The sequence below is a fragment of the Halalkalibacter oceani genome, assembly GCF_023715705.1.
GTDB lineage: Bacteria > Bacillota > Bacilli > Bacillales > Bacillaceae_D > Halalkalibacter > Halalkalibacter oceani_A.
The window spans coordinates 1-407 of the sequence record NZ_JAMBOS010000092.1; the positions used below are offsets into that span (position 1 = coordinate 1).

The following is a 407-nucleotide window of genomic DNA, read 5'->3' on the forward strand; positions in this document are numbered from 1 at the left end:
TCGCCCGGCAACGTCCTACTCTTGCAGGGGGAAGCCCCCAACTACCATCGGCGCTGAAGAGCTTAACGACCGTGTTCGGCATGGGAACGGGTGTGACCTCTTCGCTATCGCCACCGGACATTTGATCTTCAGATTACCTCGTTAGGCTCTCTTTGATCAATCTATATCGAGGAAGATTGCAATGGCTCCGTGCGCTACTCGTCTAGAGTGGAGAACCCCACTCCTCTCTAGACTTTTAAAACCTGTAGCGACTCCGCACATTGCTTCGCCCAGTCCCCCCAAAGACAGGGGACTTGGGCTTGATTCCTTCAAAACTAGATCATGATTGTACAAGTATCAAGAATTGCTTGGATAAGTCCTCGACCGATTAGTATCTGTCAGCTCCACGTGTCGCCACGCTTCCACAC

Annotated in this window: 1 rRNA gene; it reads right to left on the reverse strand. The window is 51.8% G+C overall.

The window, feature by feature from the left end:
• Positions 1 to 2 precede the first annotated feature (2 nt).
• Positions 3 to 118: ribosomal RNA gene (gene rrf / locus M3212_RS21795) — 5S ribosomal RNA — on the reverse strand.
• Positions 119 to 407: the final 289 nt, after the last annotated feature.